The organism is Porcipelethomonas sp. (assembly GCF_051893655.1).
Taxonomy (GTDB): domain Bacteria; phylum Bacillota; class Clostridia; order Oscillospirales; family Ruminococcaceae; genus Porcipelethomonas.
Genome location: NZ_JBJFHN010000119.1, coordinates 13482 through 31218, shown reverse-complemented (window position 1 = coordinate 31218; position 17737 = coordinate 13482). Strand labels below are relative to the sequence as shown.

Annotated in this window: 14 protein-coding genes and 1 other annotated feature; of the genes, 1 reads left to right on the top strand and 13 read right to left on the bottom strand. The window is 37.0% G+C overall.

The window, feature by feature from the left end; all coding sequences use genetic code 11:
• The 9 genes from ACI4WO_RS06960 to ACI4WO_RS06920 form a co-directional block, all read right to left on the bottom strand.
• Positions 1–449, bottom strand: a 449-nt coding sequence (locus ACI4WO_RS06960) for a GGGtGRT protein (RefSeq protein WP_439806833.1), incomplete at its 3' end; no start/stop codon positions are given.
• 14 nt (positions 450–463) lie between these two features.
• The gene (locus ACI4WO_RS06955) at positions 464–1156 is read right to left on the bottom strand and encodes an iron-sulfur cluster assembly scaffold protein (RefSeq protein WP_439806832.1); all 693 of its coding nucleotides are present in this window, start codon (positions 1154–1156) and stop codon (positions 464–466) included.
• 239 nt (positions 1157–1395) lie between these two features.
• Positions 1396–1719 carry a DUF1294 domain-containing protein gene (locus ACI4WO_RS06950; RefSeq protein ID WP_439806831.1) on the bottom strand — a complete coding sequence of 108 codons (324 nt, stop codon included), beginning with the start codon at positions 1717–1719 and terminating at the stop codon, positions 1396–1398.
• 2 nt (positions 1720–1721) lie between these two features.
• Positions 1722–2834, bottom strand: coding sequence for a nucleotidyltransferase domain-containing protein (locus tag ACI4WO_RS06945; protein WP_439806830.1), 1113 nt, complete (start codon positions 2832–2834; stop codon positions 1722–1724).
• A 116-nt stretch (positions 2835–2950) separates the two neighbouring features.
• A complete protein-coding gene (locus ACI4WO_RS06940) occupies positions 2951–5527 on the bottom strand; it encodes a cation-translocating P-type ATPase (protein ID WP_439806834.1) in 2577 nt (858 codons plus the stop codon).
• A gap of 267 nt (positions 5528–5794) precedes the next feature.
• The gene (locus tag ACI4WO_RS06935) at positions 5795–7138 is read right to left on the bottom strand and encodes a penicillin-binding transpeptidase domain-containing protein (RefSeq protein WP_439806829.1); all 1344 of its coding nucleotides are present in this window, start codon (positions 7136–7138) and stop codon (positions 5795–5797) included.
• Positions 7135–8421: an FtsW/RodA/SpoVE family cell cycle protein gene (locus tag ACI4WO_RS06930; protein WP_439806828.1), complete on the bottom strand. Its 1287-nt coding sequence runs from the start codon at positions 8419–8421 to the stop codon at positions 7135–7137. The genes ACI4WO_RS06935 and ACI4WO_RS06930 overlap by 4 nt, the downstream gene beginning before the upstream one ends.
• Complete coding sequence (locus ACI4WO_RS06925; RefSeq protein WP_439806827.1) at positions 8422–8880, bottom strand: FHA domain-containing protein; 459 nt, start codon at positions 8878–8880, stop codon at positions 8422–8424.
• Between the two features lie 388 nt (positions 8881–9268).
• Positions 9269–11710 carry a leucine-rich repeat protein gene (locus ACI4WO_RS06920; protein WP_439806826.1) on the bottom strand — a complete coding sequence of 814 codons (2442 nt, stop codon included), beginning with the start codon at positions 11708–11710 and terminating at the stop codon, positions 9269–9271.
• A 207-nt stretch (positions 11711–11917) separates the two neighbouring features.
• Here ACI4WO_RS06920 and ACI4WO_RS06915 point away from each other — a divergent pair, with 207 nt between their 5' ends.
• Positions 11918–13642: a helix-turn-helix domain-containing protein gene (locus tag ACI4WO_RS06915; RefSeq protein WP_439806825.1), complete on the top strand. Its 1725-nt coding sequence runs from the start codon at positions 11918–11920 to the stop codon at positions 13640–13642.
• 47 nt (positions 13643–13689) lie between these two features.
• On the opposite strand, the gene pfkB is transcribed toward ACI4WO_RS06915, so the two are convergent.
• The 4 genes from pfkB to pyrE form a co-directional block, all read right to left on the bottom strand.
• Positions 13690–14607 (bottom strand): 1-phosphofructokinase, encoded by a 918-nt coding sequence (pfkB, locus tag ACI4WO_RS06910; RefSeq protein WP_439806824.1) that lies wholly within the window; start codon positions 14605–14607, stop codon positions 13690–13692.
• A gap of 15 nt (positions 14608–14622) precedes the next feature.
• Positions 14623–15516 (bottom strand): DMT family transporter, encoded by an 894-nt coding sequence (locus ACI4WO_RS06905; RefSeq protein ID WP_439806823.1) that lies wholly within the window; start codon positions 15514–15516, stop codon positions 14623–14625.
• Between the two features lie 4 nt (positions 15517–15520).
• Entirely contained in the window at positions 15521–16741 is a 1221-nt protein-coding gene (gene tyrS / locus ACI4WO_RS06900; RefSeq protein WP_439806822.1) for a tyrosine--tRNA ligase, read from the bottom strand.
• A 52-nt stretch (positions 16742–16793) separates the two neighbouring features.
• Positions 16794–17013, bottom strand: a binding site (T-box leader).
• 50 nt (positions 17014–17063) lie between these two features.
• Positions 17064–17717 carry an orotate phosphoribosyltransferase gene (pyrE, locus tag ACI4WO_RS06895; RefSeq protein ID WP_439806821.1) on the bottom strand — a complete coding sequence of 218 codons (654 nt, stop codon included), beginning with the start codon at positions 17715–17717 and terminating at the stop codon, positions 17064–17066.
• Positions 17718–17737: the final 20 nt, after the last annotated feature.

Below are 17737 nucleotides of genomic sequence, written 5' to 3'. Positions count from 1 at the left end.
CTTAAAGGTTTTTTACGAACCTTGTTAGCCTTTTCAGCGATACCGATAGCACCTTCTGCTGCTGCAAAAGATTCATGACCTGCCAGGAATGCAAAACATTCTGTATCTTCTTCAAGGAGCATCTTGCCAAGATTACCGTGACCCAAACCTACCTTACGCTGATCTGCAACAGAACCCGGGATACAGAAAGCCTGAAGACCTTCACCGATAGCGGCAGCAGCGTCAGCAGCTCTTGTGCAGCCCTTCTTGATAGCAATAGCACAGCCTACAGTATAAGCCCACTTTGCATTTTCAAAACAGATAGGCTGAATTCCTTCAACAAGCTTGTATATATCAAGACCCTTAGCCTTGCAAACATCAGCACATTCTTCAATTGTCTTGATGCCGTACTGTTCAAGAACAGCGAGAATCTGCTTTTCTCTTCTTTCATATGATTCAAATAAAGCCATTTTACAAATCCTCCTTATTCTTTTCTCGGATCAATAATTTTAACTGCATCAGCAACTCTTCCGTACTGACCCTTAGCTTTTTCAAAAGCTGTGTTTGCGTCATCTCCGCCCTTGATGAAATCCATCATTTTGCCGAAGTTTACAAACTGATAGCCAATGATTTCATCATCTTCGTTAAGAGCAATACCTGTAACATAACCGTCTGTCATTTCGAGGTAACGAGGACCCTTTGCCAGAGTACCATACATTGTACCTACCTGAGAACGAAGCCCCTTACCGAGATCTTCAAGACCAGCGCCTACTACAAGACCATCTTCAGAGAAAGCACTCTGTGAACGTCCATAAACGATCTGGAGAAAAAGTTCTCTCATAGCTGTGTTGATAGCGTCACAGACAAGGTCAGTATTCAGAGCTTCAAGGATAGTTCTTCCAGGAAGAATTTCAGCAGCCATAGCAGCTGAATGAGTCATACCAGAGCATCCGATTGTTTCAACCAAAGCTTCCTGAATAACACCATCTTTAACATTAAGAGTAAGCTTACAGGTACCCTGCTGCGGAGCACACCAGCCCACACCATGTGTAAAGCCTGAAATATCAGTGATCTGGGTTGCCTTTACCCATTTTGCCTCTTCCGGAATCGGAGCTGCGCCATGAGCAACGCCCTGTCTGACAGGACACATGTTTTCTACTTCATTAGAATAAATCATATAATTACTCCTTTCGTTTTAAGGCGATTAAATCAACCTTAATACAGCATATGCATTTATTATATAACATTTTTCGTTCATAATCAAGTGTTTTTTCAAATTTTGAATAAATTTAACCTGTTTGGTCAATACTTATAATATTTTTGTATTTAAAAGGGAAGTGCAATTAACACCTTTTTACATTTATTTTTCATAAATCAATACATTGAAAAAAGAAAAACCGTTTTATATTTAACTTATTATATCAATGTGATTCCATAAATCCCCATAACAATAATTATAATATGAAGCAACATAAACAACGGGACTGATATATAAAATTTTGCATGCTTTGTCTTATGCCTGAAAAGCTTCATACCAGCATATGCTCCAAAGCTTCCGCCAATAAAGGCGACAGTTAAAAGCGTGGCTTCTGGTATTCTCCATTGATGCTTTATGGCACGTTGTTTATCAATATAAAATATAATCAATGAAATAATATTTATTATTATAAAATATATTATTAATAAAACCGGAATTACTAAAAAACATCTGCTGATAAATTCTGATGCTGTTTGCAGCATGATTATTCAGTTCCTCCCTTGTTACGTTTTATGTACATATTTAATTCTTTTCTGACTTTTCCGCCTTTCATTACAACAGAATAAATCAGCCGCCATATCCATAAAAACGGCAAAAGAAACGGAAGTTTTCTCAGTACCGGAAACTGGTCAGCCATCATGGTATAGGACGGAAAAGTTCTTTTTAAAATATAAAATCTCTCTCCATTTTCTTTAATGGAGTTATTTATCTGCTGTTCAATTGTTCCATAAATACCGCTTGAAAGAACTGACTTTTCAAATTTTTCATCACACTTTGCTCCGCTGCCAAACCATTTTTCAGAAAGACAAAGAAAATTTTGGAATATTTCTTCTATTCCGATTTTTTTAAACTCTCCGGTTATGTAATCCATGTCCATAAGATCTTTATTTGCTTTCATATAAATATAGATATCCATAACTGTACGAATTCCTGTACCGGACTTTAAAAAATGCTTTGCCGCATGAGAAACTAAAAATATAAAGCTGTCATCGACGCTGTATTCATATATGTATGGTTTTTGTTCATAAGCTTTATCCCATCCATTTTTGAAATAATTATAAAACTGACTGTATACCGGACTTACAAGTTCCCTGTGAATTTCCACATTCATATAAGGCTTTTTAAAATAAACATCGTGATTACCTTTTAAAAAATTGTCACAGCTATATCCTAAGGATTTCATTATATCATGAACTTGATGTGCATTTTCCTTATTAATAAGTATATCAAGGTCGGACATGAACCTCATATTTGAAGCAGGGTAGAGGTTTTTAAGTTCTATTCCTTTAAGCGGCAGAATATTAATTTTGTTTTCTGCCATAGCAGTGCATATTTTATCAAACTCAGCATGCTGAATAATATCTTTTGCAATTAATTCGTCCCGAATATATTTCCATTTACTGTAAAGTTCCTTTTCCGGTTTTTCTCTGAGCTTGTCAATACTATAAAAAACAGTATTAGCAATTTTATGAAATTTTGCAATCTCAAATAAATTATTAAAATCAACAGTGTCTGGTTTGTCATCCGGCTGAATATCATTTATAGCACATTTTGTCAGATATATAAGATATTTGTAGGTATTTTCATCAGATTTCATAATTTAAAGTTCTCCTATAAAAAGTCGGACAGACAGATTAAAATTTTCTGCTCTGCCCGTAATTACAGGATTATTATAGCATAATCATTTAAATATTTCAATGCCAAAAGTATTTTTTAATGATTCCTTAAAATCTTCTTTATAAGCTTACAAAGCTGTATTAAAAGCATTGTTCCCAATGATGTTCCGGCAATTAATGCAGCCTGTATTGTGCTTATTGCTTCAATTTTGAACACACTGGAAATGCCCGGTACAAACATTACAAGGCAGAGTAAAATAAGTCCCAGACCAAATGCCATAAAAAGATATTTATTATTAAAAAACTTCTTTGTAAATAAAACCGGACTGTCCGATTTGCAGTTAAAGCCATGTATAAGTCTTGAAAGACATATACTTGCGAATGCCATTGTACTTGCCGCAGACGGATTTGTTTTGAGTCCGAAAAGAAAACATATAATCGCTGCTGCTGCTATTATAAGTCCCTCTGACAAAACACTTGTCATAAACGATCTGGTGAGAATTGATTCATTTACAGGACGTGGTTTTTCTTTCATTACAGCACTGGTATGCGGTTCAAGTCCCAGAGCTATAGCCGGAAGTGAATCAGTAAGAAGATTAATAAAAAGAAGATGGACTGCTTCAAACGGAACAGGAAGTGCCGCAAGGGATGCAAAAAGAACTACAAATATTCCGGCAGTATTACCTGATAAAAGAAACTGTATTGAACGTTTTATATTGGCATATATATTTCGTCCGTTGTTAACGGCTTTTACGATAGTAGCAAAATTATCGTCTGCAAGAACCATTGATGCTGCATCTTTTGAAACTTCAGTTCCTGTAATGCCCATTGCAACTCCTACATCTGCCTGTTTAAGAGCCGGAGCATCATTTACTCCGTCACCAGTCATGGCAACAATATTGCCTCTGTCCTGCCATGCCTTAACTATTCTGATTTTATGTTCAGGAGACACCCTGGCATAGACTGATTTTGTGGGAACATATTCTTTAAGCTGCTCATCTGTAAGATCATCAATTTCACAGCCCTCTGCGGCTTCAGATTCGTCCTTTAAAATACCTATCTCTGCTGCAATTGCGGCAGCAGTAACCTTATGATCTCCTGTTATCATAACAGGCTTTATACCAGCGCCTATACATTCTGCAACAGCCGCCTTTGATTCTTCTCTCGGAGGATCCATCATAGCAATAAGTCCCATAAATTCAAGGTCGTTTTCATCTGAAACTGAAATGTCAGTTTTTTCTGTTTCTTTATATGCGAATGCAAGCAGTCTGAGTCCGTGGGAAGAAAGATTTCCAGTAACTTCAATAATGTCTTTTCTTTCTTTTTCAGTCAGTTTCATTCTGTCCAGAAGAACATCTGCCGCACCTTTTGTGATCATTGTAAGCGATCCGTTGACTTCATGTACTGTAGACATAAGCTTTCTGTCAGAATCAAAAGGAATTTCTCCGAGACGAGGATACTTTTCACGGATGCGTTCAAAATTAAAATTATATTTCAGTCCGAAATTTACAAGAGCTGTTTCTGTAGGATCTCCGATTTCAGTACCGTTTTTACATACTGAATCATTACAAAGTATACCTGCAAGCAAAAGTCTTTTCTGATGATCATTTTCAAAATTTCCTTTTTCACAATCAATTATTTCACCGTCAGCATAGAATTTTTTAACGGTCATTTTATTCTGTGTCAGCGTTCCTGTTTTGTCAGAGCAGATTACTGATACGCTTCCCAGTCCTTCAACCGCCTGAAGCTTTCTTATAATTGCATTTTCTTTTGACATTTTCTGAGTTCCGAAGGAAAGAACTATAGTCACAATTGAACTTAATGCCTCCGGAATTGCAGCTACTGCCAATGCTACTGCAAATAAAAATGCATTCATTATTTTTTCGCCCCTGAATACACTTAAACCAAAAACAATTGCACAGATTATCATAATACCAATTGAAAGTTTTTTTCCGAAATTATCAAGATTTACCTGAAGAGGAGTTTTTCTTTCACTGGCATCATTTATTAATCCGGCAATTTTTCCAACTTCAGTATTCATTCCAATATCTGTTACAATAAATTTTCCTCTTCCATAGGAAACAAAGCTTCCGGAATAAACCATATTTGTTCTGTCAGCCAGAGGAAGTTCCTTATCAGATTCCTCATCAGTTTTTTCAACGTTTACGCTTTCGCCTGTCAATGCACTTTCGTTTACTTTAAGACTTGCATTTTCTATAATTCTGCCGTCAGCACATATAAAATCGCCTGCTTCCAGAACTACAATATCACCTATGGTTACTTCATCTGAAGGAATAACAATCGTGTTTCCGTTACGAATAACTTTTGCACCAGGTGCTGACAGTTTTTTAAGACTGTTCAGTGATTTTTCAGCTTTAACAGTCTGTATAGTTCCAATTACAGCGTTCATGGTAATTACAGCAAGGATAACAACAGTACTTTCCACATCTCCTAAAATTGCAGATATTACTGCTGCAATAATAAGTATAATAACAAGAAAATCCTTAAACTGCTCCAGAAAAATCATAAGTACGCTTTTGGATTTTTTTTCTTTAAGCTCATTTTTGCCATACTTCTTCTGATTACGCTCAACCGCATCATCAGTAAGACCATTTACAGATGACCCCAGCTGTTCAATAAGCTTATCCTTTTGAATCTGGTAACTTTTCATAATATTTACGCTCCTTTTATTTTTTGTGGGTAATAAAAAAAGACCTTTGCCGAAACCAATCCTTACAATACATATATTGCATGTAAAAACTGATTTCAACAAAAGTCTTGCCGTTTAGATATGCCACGGATTAATGAATTAATCGTACTGACGCAGTCATAAACAGGTTTCCCTGCCGGCTACTCCCTTTTATTGTAAGTTTATGATACACTATTTTTTTAAAATTGTCAATAGGAATATAATAATTTTTTAAACTGAACATGAATTTCTTTAATTTAAACTATCCAGAATCACAGAAGCTATGCTCTCAGTTGAAATGTCATAGGACTGTCTGTTTTCAATTAAAATTGCAAAAGCTATCGGAAAATCTTCATCATCAACAAATCCTGTAAGAAGGGAATTTTCCTCTTCACCGTCTTTTACCTGTGCAGTACCGCTTTTTACGCCTAATGTATATCCCGGAATTTTTCCTGTATAATTAAGACCGTTTTCAAGCATAATGTCTTTTACATCAGATGCTGTCTTTTCTGTGAAAAGCTGCTCAGAATAGCTGGTAGAAGCGGTTTCAACAGTACGTCCGTTTACATTAGTAACATGATCTATAAGATACGGCATTGTGGATTTTCCCGATTCATTTGCAATTGCACTCTGCCACATCATCATCTGGCATGGACTTACAAGAGAAGTTCCCTGACCTATACAGCTCCACTGTGTGTTAAATTCATTTTTATCTGAAAGAGTTGTAGAGGCCTTTTCGCTTATAATACCGTCAATGGATATTTCTCCCTCTTGAGAACCGTTTACTGAATATCCAAGCTTTTTATAGCAGTTTTCAATGTCTGCAAGAGACCAGTCAGGATCTTCAACCAACTGTGCAAAAAAAGGATTACAGCTGTTGGCAAAAGCTTCACGGATATTCTGAGTACCGTGTCCGTAAGAATTATGGCAAACAATATCAAGACCAGTTTTATTGGTATATACTCCGTTACAGGTGTATGATTTTTCCATAAGCTTATCCATTCCCATGGTTTCTGTTGCTGAAATTAAAGTAGCAACTTTCTGAGTAGAGCCCGGAACAGTTTTATAAAATGCCTTGCATAAAAGACTTCCTTCCTCAAGATCTTCATATCCCTTCAAAGGATCAACCGAAGGTCGGCTGACACAAATAAGAATCTCTCCTGTCTTGTAATTATAAGCAATGGCACAGCCTTCCTTATCTCCGAAAGCACTGTATACCTTTTCGTTTGCATCATGATTTATAGTTGAATAAATTGCAGCCTTGCCTCCTTTATTGGTTATTCCCGAGGTAAAGCTGTAATTGCTGAGTTTTTCAATATTCCTTGCAACAAGAGTATTGGTCATCTGACCGCTTGCATCACCTATAAGATTGCCAAGATCCTTGAAATAACCGTCTTCATACTGACCTTCCTGTGCATTATCATCAAAAATAATATCACCATTTCTGTCGTAAATATATCCTAAATTTCTTGAGCCTGAATTGCTGATATAAAACGATGCCTCCATCTGGATTTTAACTACCAGCAAACACAGCCCTATTATAAATACCAGAAGCATTAAAGTTATAAGATTGCTTCCGCGCTTTAAACTTTTCATACTGTTCTCCTGTTCTGATTTGGAACCGGACGCTTTTCCGGTACCGGATAAACCATTGCCTGACCTGCTTTTAAAAATCCCGCCATTAGTCCGCAGGAAAGCATAGAACTTCCGCCCTGTGAAATAAAGGGGATCGTAACGCCGGTAAATGGAATCATATTACATGATCCGAATATATTAAGTGCCATTTGTGCTACGAATACAGCTGAAACACCCACTGTAAGTGTTGTATGAAAATATGAACGTGGTCTGTTTATCAGCGATGTAACAATTATAAGCATTATCATAAAAACTGCAAGCAATGCAGTGAGCAGCCCCCATTCTTCACTGATCGAAGAAAATACTATATCTGTATCAGCTGCCGGAACCTTGTAAAGTCTACCATGTCCCGGACCTTTGCCGAACCATCCTCCCTCTGCAATTGCAATCAGTGCCTGACACTGCTGCCATCCGTTTCCTGTCTGATCGCTCCATATATCAACATGAAGTCTGTCCTGAACATATCCGGGAGCAAATTTCAGGGCAACTATAATTACTGCAAGACCGGCAATGCCTATTCCAATAAGCATTTTTTTTGAAAGTTTTGCTTTAGGATAGCATATTCTCATTATAAATCCGCATGCAGCTACTGCTGCAAATGTCGGAAGACTTCCAAGATCTCTGCACCACCACTGAAGAAGAACTATCAGTCCTGTAATACCAAGCAGAATCCAGTTATCACATACTATTTTTATATTTCCGATTAATTTTTTCTTGTTCTGCTGTGCAGCAAGAGATGTTGCAAATACAAGCACAAAAAATGGCTTGATAAATTCAGAAGGCTGAATGGTAATAAAACCCAGATTAATCCACATGCCTCTGCTTCCTGTAAACAGAATTATTGAAATTATAAGTACTCCTATAATACCATAAAATATATATTTATGTTTTTCAATAAATTTATAATCCTGAACAAGTCTGTATCCTATCTGACAGCATATAAGAGCAGCAACTGCAAAAATATAGTGCTTTACAGCAAATCCCACTTTTCCGAAACAAGACTGAAAAATAACACTCATATTCAGAAGAGTTATAAATAAAATATCAAAAGTATATGTATTCTGCTTTAAAAATTTAAGTATGCAAAAGTATACTATATCAAGTCCCAAAACAGCAACTGAAAGCAATACCGGATCAAATATATTGTCATATTCGCCTTTGACAAATACTATAGCAAGAAGAGAAATATGCGTCAGCAGTGACAGCATTGTTATTCCTCCGTAAAACAGTCCATTTTTATACATTTACGCTTTCATCCTCCTTATATATAGTATTTTTTTTCCTATTTTTATTTCATCATTATTCCTGAGTTTTTTTTGTTTTATTCTCTGCCCGTTTACAAAAGTCCCCGAGGTCGAATCAAGATCTGTAATGGTCCAGATGCCGTTCTCAAAGCTCAGCAGAGCGTGATATCTGGAAACAGACATATCCGGAAAGCGAAGATCGGCGGATATGTGTCTGCCCATCAGAACCTCCTGTGAATTGAGAGTAAATATAAACTCTCCGCTTAAATCTGTTAAAACCATATGCCGTGCAGCTTTTCCCCATTGCTTCTGAACAGTCTTTTTTTCCTTGACACAGAAACAGATTATTACAAGAGCACATATATCCACAACAAGCAGTCCGACGGCAGATATAATTTCTTTAAACGCTGACAGCTTATCAGCCATTTCACTCATAAATTCAGTGAAATTTTCAAGCATAGTATTTCTCCTTTCTCATTTTATTTGTATTTTAATAATTATAATACATTTTCCCGAATTTATCAATACAAATTTATTTTGCAGAAATATTCATCTGATATTTTTTTAAACTTAACATCGGATATATACTTTCAGAAAATTCAATGTATAATATTTTTTAAAGTGTACGGATAAATACAAATTCTAAAAAAGCCGCAGGTTTATAAATTTTGTGTATTCACAAGATGAAAAGGGGAGTATAGCTTTATATAAGTTCGTATGATATTTTCTGAGGTGTAAAATTGACAAAATTTTAACCTCCAAAGTAGTTTCTTACATATTACACTACTTTGGAGGTTTACATAATTTCATATATTAAAAGGGAAGAATTTAGAAGGCAATAATAAACTTAATTTGAATGATTGGTTGCAAGCACTCTTGCAATTGCTGCTGCGTCTCTGACATTTACCTTTCCGTCGCCGTTAAAATCAGCCCATTCAGGAAGTTCATTTTCCTTTCGCTCTGCAAGCTTTCTGGCAATGAAAGCCGCATCTCTTACATCTAATTTTCCATCACCGTTGGAGTCTCCCTTAACAGTTTCCTGAATAACTGCAGTTGTAGTTGAGGTAGTAACAGCTGCAGTTACTGTCGTTGCCGCAGTATCAGAAGCTGATGTATTATCTGTTCCCGTATTGGATGATGTTGACTTTACAGTTGTGGTTACAGTCGTTTCCGAAGTTGAAGTTTTAGTTGTAACTGCCGGAGTTGTTGTGCTTGAATCAGCATAGTTTACGCCGTAATCTGCAGCATAGTCCTTAACTGTCTGGCTGGTTCCATAGATAGTGAAATCTTCCATAACAACAAGATCTCCTGATGGATCATTAACATCAATTCCATATCCGAATGCCTGAGCACCAATAGATTCAACATTATCGGGAACATAAATATTTTTTGCATCTGGATTAACAGCAAATGCCCTTGAAGCAATCTTTGTCACGCCGCTGCCAATGATAATATCCTGAAGATTATTATAAGCAAATGCATTGGCATATATAGTCAGAACGCTGTCAGGAATTACAATTTCAGTCAGTCCGCATTCACTGAATGCACTGTCACCTATGGCAGTTATCCCTTCTTCAATCTCAACATGGGTAAGGTTTGGGCATCCGCTGAATAACTGGACAGGTATTTCACCGATTTGTGCAGGAATGGTGGGAATTTCACGCAAACTGCTGCATTGGCAGAATATTGACTCACCAAGTGTTTCTAAAGAGGCAGGCCAGTTCTGAATCTGTTCCAGACCTGCATTGTTATAAAACGCATTATTTCCTATTTCTTTCAGCGAATCAGGAAATCTTAAACAGGAAATATCTGCAAATTCAAATGCCTCGTCTTCAATTGTTTCAAGACCGTTTCCGAAAGTCAGTTCTTTAAGAGAACCGCAATTTTTAAAAGCAGAAGCACCGATTGATTTGACGCTGTCCGGAATCACTAAACTTTCAATGCCTGAAAGTTCAAAACATGATACGGGAATCCTTTCAAGGTTTGCTGATAATTCTACACTTTTTAAGTTTTTACACTCATAAAATGCACCGCCGCCAATGCTTGTAACAGAATCCGGAATAACCAATCTGGTTATAGGATTGCCACGGAATGCATAGGCACCGATTTCTTCAAGGGTATCCGGTAATGTAACCGCTGTAATTTGCGGAGTACTGGAATTATAAAATGCATACTCACCGATTGTTTTTACACCATTGGGGATAGTGATCCTGCCAAAAAGGTCAACATCTTCAAAAGCGTTTGCACCGATTTCAGTCAGTCCTTCATTCAGATTTATTTCAATCAGCTTGTCGCAGCCCTTAAATGCGCTTTTTCCGATTGTCTTTGTGTTTGTTCCGAATTCAACATCGGTAATTTCATCGCACCAGCCGAATGCAGATTCACCTATTACTTCCAGACTGTCCGGAAGCTCCAATGTGCCTTTAATTGACGCATAGGTAAATGCATTTGTACCAATTTCTCTCAGACTGTTTCCGAATGTTATATTGGTCAGCGGCATGCCGCCCGGATAAACGTAAAATGCCTGTTCTCCGATAGTTTCAACTCCGTTTCCTATATCAACAGAAGCAAGAGCCGTACATCCATAAAATGCATAATCACCAATTGTCTTTACGCTGTCTGAAATGTCAATTTCCGTCAGAGATGTACATTTTTCAAATGCACTGACGCCAATTTCCGTCACACTATCGGATATTGTGACTGTTTTGAGATTTGTCATTCTCTTGCACATTTCTGCAGGTATTACAGTTACTTCACCGCCAAATGTGATTGATTCAACTGCATCAACATTAAATGCGGAAGACGAATAACTGGTTAAATCTCCGTTTATTGTCAGATCTTTAATAGGGCAGCTTTTGAAAGCAGAACTGGCAAGCGTGGTAAGCGTTGTCGGGAAAGAAACATCAGCAAGGCTGGTACAGCCACTGAACGCTTCACTTCCGATTTCTGTGATACCTTCCGGAATGACTACAGATTCAAGCGTTGTGTTGCCTTTGAATGCACTGCTGGAAATAACTTTAACAGGAAGTGTTGTTTCGTCCACAGTAAATTCCGCAGGAATCGTCAGGCTTACAGCACTGCCGGTATATTTTGTGATTACATAATAAGAATTAAGGTCAGCGTCTGTCTTCTGAGAAATTTCAAAATCTCCTGATGTTTCTGCTGCAAAAACTACGATTTCATGCTGTGTTGTTTTCGGAACATAAGCAGTATATACCGAGTAACAGCCTGCGACCGCAACTGCTGCTGTGACTGCTGCTAAAAAGCGGCGGATAGTTTTTTTGGTCATATTGGTTCCTCCTTAATACAAATTTGCAAATCTTTGCATTAAAATTTTTTACTTAATTCTGTTTACATAAATTATAGCATATATGTACATAACAATAAAGAGATTTTACCATGTAGTCAATGCCAAATCGGTAAAACAGAAAAAAGCAATATCATAATCTTCGATTTTATGCTATAATAGAAACAAACACAAGAAAGGATCATGACTATGACATTTCCAAAATTACTGAACGAATATATAAGCATATTGAACTGCACAGCCAGTGAGCTTGCGAAAGCCTCCGGTCTGACTCCTGCGTCACTGAGCAGATACCGTAACGGTCAGAGAATACCTGAAACAGATACTCTCAAAAAGCTTGCGGCAGGAATAACAGGCATTGCACATAAAAACGGACAAACGGATATTTCCTGCGACTGTGTTTTCTCACGATTTATGGAAGAGCTTGGTGTTGTGGACACGGATAATACGCAGTTTTCCTGTAATTTTGAAAATCTTGTAAATACTTTGCAGATAAATCTGAACGAACTTGCCAAAAGCATGGGATATGACCCGTCCTATCTGTCAAGAATCAAGAAAGGACAGCGCATACCTGCGGATATAAATGAATTTGCAGAAAGTCTCAGCCGTTTTCTGATGAGGAAATACAGCGATTCTGAGGAGACAGACCATATCTGCAAACTCATTGGCTATATCCCTGAAAGCGGTACTCCGGTACATACTGATTTTACAGCGGCGGTTATCAATTATCTTTGCAGCAGTGAAGCACCGGAAAATACAAAGGACGGCATCGGTGATTATCTGAAAAAGCTGGACGAATTTGATCTGAACGAGTATATTACTATCATTAAATTTGATAAATTAAAAGTACCTACTGCACCGTTCAGTCTGCCGTCTTCAAAAAACTATTATGGCATTGATCAGATGAAACAGGGCGAGCTTGATTTCTTCAAGGCAACTGCCCTTTCACGTTCCAGAGAACCGATTTTTATGAACAGTGATATGCCTATGGCTGACATGGCGGAAGATATGGAGTTCAATAAAAAGTGGATGTTCGGCATTGCCGCCTGTCTTAAAAAGGGTCTGCATATGAATATGATACACAACGTTGACAGACCTATGAATGAGATGATACTGGGCTTGGAGGCGTGGATACCCATTTACATGACAGGACAGATAACACCGTATTACCTGAAAAATCTGAATACAAACATCTATCACCATCTGAATTATGTTTCAGGTGCGGCGGCTCTTGCAGGAGAGTGTATCAACGGGCATCATGATGACGGAAAATACTATCTGACCAATTCCAGACAAGAGGTTGCGTATTATCGTAACAAATCAAATCATATTCTCTCAAAAGCCTTTCCTCTTATGGACATTTTTACTGAAGAGTCTAAGGACAAGTTTTATAGTTTTCTTTCTGATGAGTCAAAAAAAGAAGGGGAGCTATGCAACTTGCATGCGACCCTTCCATTATATACAATTTCAGATGAATTGTTCAAACGTATATTGGAACAAAATCATATTTCAAATAATAATCAACAAATGTTTTTAGAATATCTGAATACAATTAAAAAATATTTTATACAAACAGTGACAATTAGTTCCGTAGAGGATATGATACCAGTTATTTCCAAGGAAGAATATACAGTTTCTCCATTAACTCTGTCATTGTCAGGTGCTTTTTACGAACATGAAATTTACTATACCTATGAAGAGTATCTGGAACATTATAATCAGACAATGGCACTAGCAGAAAAATATCAAAACTATACTGTTTCAGCACAGCACACCCGGGTTTTCAAAAATATCCAGATTCAGATGAAACATGGCGAATGGGTGCTGATTTCAAAGCATAAAAGTCCGGTTATTCATTTTGTAATTCGTCACCCGAAAATGGTCAGAGCGATTGAGTGCGGATTGCCTTGGTAAAATATAGATACATAAATCTTCAGGCTAAATAAGGTATTTTATGTATATTAATATATGCATATTTTGTTTATCGTATTATATAGTGCAGCTGTTTTTTCTTTTGATGCAAATCCTTTTGAAAATGCACTTGCACTTCCGGCAGCAATTCCCATTCTGAAAGCATTTGTGTAATCCTGATTTTTTGTCCATCCGGCGATAAATCCCGCTACCATAGAATCTCCGGCACCGACAGAATCAATAACTGTTCCTTTTGGTGCTTCAGATTCAAGCTTAAGTCCGTTTACTGATGAAAAAGCAGCACCGTTGCCTGCAAAGGAAACAAGAACGTTTTCAGCACCCATTTCATGAAGAACATCAGCATATTCAAGAGCCTTTTTTCTGTTATTTCCTATATCTGTTCCGGCAATCTGACTAAGCTCGAAATTATTTGGCTTTATCAGGAACGGTTTTTCTTTTATTGCATTTAAAAGAAGTTTTCCAGCTGCATCTACAACGATTTTGACTTCTTTGTCAGTATTTTTCATGATATCGGAATAAACCTCATCGGAAACACCGTTTCCGACGCTTCCGGCAAGTACAAGATAATCGCCCTTATGAAGTTTTTTTACTTTGTTTATCAGTAATTCAATATCTTTTTTTTCAATCTTCGGACCACTTGCATTTATTTCTGTTTCAGCATCAGATTTTATTTTGACGTTGATTCTTGAAAGTCCGTCAACTTCTATAAAATCACAATTACAGCCACTCATAAGAACACGTTTTTTTATTTCCTGTCCGGTAAATCCTCCAATAAATCCAAGAGCTGTGTTTTCTATTTCCAGATTACTAAGCATGGCGGAAACGTTTATACCTTTTCCGCCAGTCATAAGATATTCATCTTTGCTTCTGTTTGTAAATCCCAGCTTTATTTCATCAGATATAAGAGCATAGTCCAGGGCAGGATTGAAGGTAACAGTATAAATCATTATTTATCAATCTCCTTACAATTTATCTGTTTTGATTTTTATATCTTTATTTTTATTATATATAAACATTATAATTGCTGATATAATAATTATAATATACCCGATAAAACTATAGACATCCGGAATCTGGTCAAACAGGAAATATCCAAGCAAAGCAGCAAAAATAATCTGTGAATAATCATAAACAGAAATTTCTTTTGCCGGAGAATAGCAATAAGCAGCAGTTATTGAAAATTGTCCTCCTGCGGCTGCCAGACCGGCACAAATAAGAAATATGAGTTGTTTTATGCTCATAGGCTGATAATTGAAAATCAGATAGGGGAGAGTTACCAGACATGAAAATGAAGAGAAGAAAAAGACAATAAAAGGTCCTTTTTCACCTCTTTTACCCAGATATCTTACTGTTGTATAGGCAGCACCTGCACCCATTCCACCGATAAATCCTATAACAGCAGGCAGTATTTCCATTCCATTAAATGTCGGTTTGATAATAAACAAGCTGCCGATAAATGCGGAACTTACTAATAAAGACTGTGTAACCGTAACTTTTTCACGAAGAAAAATCAGTGAAAAAATTATTGAGAAGAAGGGTGACATTTTATTAAGCATTGAAGCGTCTGACAATACCAGATGGTCTATAGCGTAAAAGTTACATAAAATTCCTATAGTTCCTGCGGTTGATCTTATAAGATGAAATTTAAGATTGCCTTTATTCCATTTCATTGGTATTTTATTTTTCTTTAATACAGCAAATGCAAATATTACTGCAACAAAATTTCTGAAAAAGCTTTTTTGTATGGTGGGGAGGTCACCGGAAAGGCGTACAAAAGTATTCATCAGTGCAAAACAAAATGCAGATGTAATAATGAGTATAACTCCCATATACTTTTTATTGATTTTAAGTTTCATGATTTTAAGCCTTGATAACCTTGTGGAATACTTTTTTGCCTTTTTTAATAATAACTTCATTTGAAAGATCAATTTTTACAGACGGATCAGAAATCTTTTCATCATTTACAGAAATTCCGCCCTGCTGTACAAGTCTTCTTCCTTCGCCGTTAGAGGATGCAAGACCAGCTTTTACAAGAAGTGTAAGTATACCAATCTGTCCGTTATCCAGATCACTTTCAGGAATGCATGTTGTGGGCATATCCTTACTGTTTCCGACACCTGAAAATACTTCCTTTGCGGCTCTCATAGCTTTTTTTGCTTCTTCATCGCCATGAACCATTTTTGTAACTTCAAAAGCAAGCATTTCTTTAGCCTTGTTCAGCTGAGCACCTTCCATAGTTTTTTCCATTTCTTCAATTTCTTCAATAGGAATAAATGTCAGAAGCTTCAGGCAGTTCATTACGTCTGCATCGTCAACATTTCTCCAATACTGATAGAAATCATAAGGAGAACATTTGTCCGGATCCAGCCAGAGAGCACCCTTTTCAGTTTTACCCATTTTTTTGCCTTCTTTTGTAGTCAGGAGAGTAAATGTCATTCCATAAGCCTCGCCCTTTTCCACACGTCTTACAAGATCAACACCGCCTAAAATATTACTCCACTGGTCATTTCCGCCAAGTTCGATTTTAACTCCCTTATGTTGATACAGATACAGGAAATCATAGCTTTGCATAAGCATATAATTGAATTCCAGAAATGACAAACCTCTTTCCAGTCTTGTTTTAAAGCATTCAGCAGTAAGCATTTGATTTACTGAAAAATATCTGCCTACATTTCTCAGAAAATCAATATAATTCATATTAAGCATCCAGTCGCCGTTTTTTACAATTTCAGCTTTGCCGTCTGAGAAATCAATAAACTTTGACATTTGTTTTTTAAAGCATTCTGCATTGTGATTAATTTCATCGACTGTAAGCATAGGACGCATATCTGTTTTGCCTGTAGGATCGCCTATCATAGTAGTTGCAGTCCCCAGAAGGGCGATCGGCTTATGACCGGCATTCTGCATATGCTTCATAACCACAAGCTGTAAGAAGTGACCGACATGAAGACTGTCAGCAGTAGCATCAAAGCCTATATAAAACGGAATAGATTCCCCGCTGTTAAAAAGCTGTTCAATTTCCTTTTCATGAGTCATCTGTGCAATCAGACCTCGTCTTTTAAGTTCTTCAAATAATGTCATAACAAATTTCCTTTCATATAAAATAAAAACGTCCTCCAATGAGAAAAACTCATCAGAGGACGATAATTTTTGTAATTTACCGTGGTACCACCTCAGTTTATCGGATATAATCCGACCTTTGAACGCTTTAACGGGCGTACCCGGATTCTCCTACTTGATTTTCAGATTACCAGTTCAGGGGCGTATTCATCAGTATATGACTATCCTTTTACACCATCCAAGGACTCTCTGCCAGTCATAATAAAGACTACTATTCCCATCATTACTTTTAAAATAATGTTAACATATTATCATAAAATTGTCAAGAGCTTTAAAAGTGTTTTTACTGAATACCGTAAACGCTTCTGTATTCAATCATCTTATCTAAGTATTCTTTTCCCGGAATCACTTCATTTTTTATTGCGTCAATAATATCTTCCATAGTGACAATTGAGTAAACATTAATTCCGAAGTCACGTTTTACTTCCTGTACTGCTGACAGTTCACCTTTGCCTTTTTCCATACGGTCAACTGAGATTATAAGTGCAGTAATATCAACATCAGCCTGATCCTTCAGCAATGGAAGAACAGTTCTGATAGCAGTTCCGGCGGTAATAACATCTTCTATAATGGCAACTTTTTCGCCGTCATTCATTTTTTTGCCAACAATTATTCCGCCTTCTCCGTGATCCTTGGCTTCCTTGCGGTCAAAAGCGTAGTTTACTTCAACGCCGTATTTATTATATAAGGCAATGCTACAGGCAGCAGCAAGGGGAATGCCCTTATATGCCGGACCGAACAAAGTATCTGCCTGAACGCCGTTTTCCTGAATGCACTGAGCATAATATTCGCCCAGACGAGCAAGCTGTGCGCCGGTATTGTAATTTCCGGTATTTACGAAATACGGAGCTTTTCTTCCGCTTTTTAGAGTAAATTCTCCGAATGTCAAAACACCGCTTTCAACCATAAATTTAATAAAGCTTTCTTTGTAGTTCATATGTTTTCCTCCATTATGTA